Source organism: Kitasatospora sp. NPDC097691 (assembly GCF_040302665.1).
Classification (GTDB): Bacteria; Actinomycetota; Actinomycetes; order Streptomycetales; family Streptomycetaceae; genus Kitasatospora.
This window is the reverse complement of the sequence record NZ_JBEORY010000123.1, coordinates 1-2,656: the sequence shown is the minus strand read 5'-3', so window position 1 is coordinate 2,656 and position 2,656 is coordinate 1. Positions and strand designations below refer to the sequence as shown.

Sequence of the window (2,656 nt, the reverse complement as noted above, 5' to 3'; positions counted from 1 at the left end):
GTGGCCGGATCGGGTGATCCGGAGGGGTGGGTGCGGGTGCGGGCGTGCGAGTTGGCGCTGTCACCGTGGCACCGGGGCGGGCCCCGGGAACTCCCGGAGGGGCCGTCCGCTCCGCCGTCGCCGGTCTCGTCGCCGTCCGCTCTGCCCTCCGCGGTCTCGTCGCCGTCCGCTCTGCCGTCTCCGGCCTCCTCACCGTCCGCCTTCCCCGAGGCCGAGGCCTCTCCGTCCCCGTCCCCGTCCTGCTCGCACTCCTGGCACTCCTCGCACTCCTCGCCGTCCGGGCCGTCGTCCTCCGCGGCTCCGGCTCCCGCCGGCGACGCCACCCCCGTCGCCTCCGAGACGGGCTCCGAGGCGGACCCGGACGACGACCCGGACGCCGACGCGCAGGCCGGTCCGGATGCGGAGACCACTCCCATCCCTGAGGTCACCCCCGCCCCCGACGAGCCCGCCGTCATCACTCCCACTCCCACCGCGACCGTCACCCCGACTCCCACCACCACGCCCACGCGCACCCCCTCCACCCGCCGCATCTACGTGGCCGCCATCCCCGGCGGCCTCTCCGGCGCCGCCGACATCTACATCCGCGCCACCGGCTGACACCCCCGGGGGGCAGTAGCTCAGCTCACGTCCCGATCGATGGTGAACGCCATGACACTTCCGGGCTGAAGGGGGAACGGGAGCTGGATCAGACCGGCGGTGTTGTTGAACGGCGCGGGGAATGTGGCCCGAACGCTGGCGCCGTGGGCGGCCCCGAGCGCGCTGATCTCCGAGGCGTTCACGCTCAGGCGGGTCGGTTTGATGGCCGGGTCGATGTTGAGCCGGTACTCGGCGTCGGTGACATGGCGGAAGACCTGGGCCTGGACCCGGATCCGCCGGTCATTGCCCACGAACTTGCGTGCTGTGACGCTCAGCTCGACGAGATGGCCCACGGTGACCTGGGCGTCGTGCGGGACCGAGAAGTGCTCGATCCTGGCGCGTCCGCCGGCGACGGTTTCATGGGTCGCGGGTCGGCGTTCCAGCTCGCGGTTGTCCACCCGGACCGCGCCGACGGCGAAGACCGTGGGGTCGTCCGGGTCCAGGTTGTCGTCGATCATCCATCGGAGCAGGCACTCGGGCCCCGTGAAGCCGTCCAGGCCGGTGTCGTCGTTGGAGGCGAGGCAGGCGATCGTCACCGTTCCCGGCAGGGCATCGATCCGGTAGGAGATCCGGAAGCTCTGGTAGAGGTAGTCGGGGTGGGCGTCATCGGGCGGCGCGGGTGAGAGCAGGCAGTCGTAACGGTAGGCGGACAACGCTCCGGCGAACAGCGGATCGCGCACCGGGCCGAGTACGTCCTGCATGCCGCGGAGCACGGCGCTGTCCACCTGTTCCGTGGTCTCCCGCACGGTGAGGGAACCGATGGCCAGGGTGACCGCCGCCGCCGACACGAAGGCGCCCCCGATGAGGCTGAGGACGGTGGCGAGAACCTGCTGGTGGGTCAGCAGCGCCGCCGTCACGACGCAGACCAGGCCCACGGTCAGTGCGAGGGTGTTGACCAGCGCGAGCACCTTGCGCAGTTGTCGTTCCTGAGACACGGCCACGCGCCACCCCCGCGGGCGGCGTCAGTGCGCCGCCCCTTCTGCGATGATCCGGACGATCCGCTCGGAGACTGCCCCGATCTCCTGCGCCGTAAGGACGTTATCGGACTGTCCCTCCGTCAGAAAGACCATCGCGATCCGGTTGGCGGGGTGGAGGATGATGCCCGCGTCGTTCACGATGCCGCGCAGGCTGCCGGTCTTGTGTCGGACCGGGACGTCGTCGTCCAGGCGGGACGGAATCCTGTCGTTCCGCAGGTAGTTGACCAGGTAGCGGCGGATCGGTTCCAGGTGAGGTGTGCGGTCGATGTACTCGACCAGCCGCAGCATGTCCTCGGCGGTTGTGGTGTTGGCGCGCCCGAGAGGTCCGAGCTCCCGTTCGGAGAAGCCGACGGGGAAGACCGTGGAGTGCAGGCCGATGGCCTTGATCGTGGCGTCGATCCGTTCCTGGCCCAGGACCGCTCTGACGTGTTCGGCTGCAGGGTTGTCGCTGGTCACGAGGGCGAAGCCGCACAACTCCCGGACGGTGACGGTGGAATCGGGGTCGAGGGCCTGGAGCACGCTCGGATACATCGTTCCCGGAAGGGAGCCGATCCGGACGCGGGACCCGGGGTCGAGTTCGCCGCGCTCGGCGGATTCGAAGAGGGCCACCCCGAGGATCATCTTCGCCAGGCTAGCGGCCGGCAGCACGAGGTCCGCACGGTGGGTGACGGTGAGGCGGGGGTCGTCGAGCGTCCGGACCATGACGCTGCGCACACCCGTGCCGGGGGCCGAGGCGAAGTCTTCGATCTGTGCCGAGATGGCAGAGCGCAATCCCTCGGAATCGACCATCGGGGCCATCTCGTTCCTTCCACGCCGGTTGAGTCGGGCTGACAGCCGTCTACCCGTTTGCGGGTTCCGTACCCCGGAATTCGGCCGGAGACAGCCGAACGCCTGCGGGTTCGGTATCCGCAGGCGTTCGTCGGGCCCGGTCAGTGGGTGGTGGCGGGGACCCGGGCCGGGGGCGGCGCCGGCGCGGCGGGGGGGGCCGGGGGGGGGGCCGGGGGCGGGGCGGGGGGGCGGGCGGGGGGGGGGGGGGCCCCCCG

General features: G+C 71.3%; 2 protein-coding genes and 1 pseudogene. 1 reads left to right on the top strand and 2 read right to left on the bottom strand.

Features of this window, described 5'->3' with window-relative positions; translation table 11 throughout:
• Positions 1-597, top strand: a pseudogene (locus ABTY56_RS38555) (hypothetical protein); the annotation flags it as partial.
• 20 nt (positions 598-617) lie between these two features.
• Here the strand turns inward: ABTY56_RS38555 and ABTY56_RS38550 are convergent.
• Positions 618-1,571: a hypothetical protein gene (locus tag ABTY56_RS38550; protein WP_350634361.1), complete on the bottom strand. Its 954-nt coding sequence runs from the start codon at positions 1,569-1,571 to the stop codon at positions 618-620.
• Positions 1,572-1,598: 27 nt separating this feature from the next.
• The gene (locus ABTY56_RS38545; RefSeq protein ID WP_350634360.1) at positions 1,599-2,402 is read right to left on the bottom strand and encodes a serine hydrolase; all 804 of its coding nucleotides are present in this window, start codon (positions 2,400-2,402) and stop codon (positions 1,599-1,601) included.
• Positions 2,403-2,656: the final 254 nt, after the last annotated feature.